Source organism: Citrobacter sp. CK185, from assembly GCF_030333565.1.
Taxonomy (GTDB): Bacteria; Pseudomonadota; Gammaproteobacteria; order Enterobacterales; family Enterobacteriaceae; genus Citrobacter_B; species Citrobacter_B koseri.
Genome location: NZ_JAOWFR010000003.1, coordinates 1 through 239, shown reverse-complemented (window position 1 = coordinate 239; position 239 = coordinate 1). Strand labels below are relative to the sequence as shown.

The 239-nt window shown below is 52.7% G+C and carries 1 tRNA gene; it reads left to right on the top strand.

The features are described from left to right. The first annotated feature begins 1 nt into the window (after position 1). Positions 2-78 (top strand) — tRNA-Met (locus tag OGV79_RS01160). Positions 79-239 lie beyond the last annotated feature (161 nt).

The following is a 239-nucleotide window of genomic DNA, read 5'->3' as shown; positions in this document are numbered from 1 at the left end:
ACGCGGGGTGGAGCAGCCTGGTAGCTCGTCGGGCTCATAACCCGAAGGTCGTCGGTTCAAATCCGGCCCCCGCAACCAATTGAAATCTGATGTAATATTTTGCAAAGTAGTTCGAATCACAACAAGGCGGCGACGCAGTGAATCCTTAGGAGCTTACTCCAGTAAGTGACTGAGGTGAACGAGGAAAGCCAACGCAGATGTGGTTTGAAATACGAAGCAGAAAGACGGACGCGGGGTGG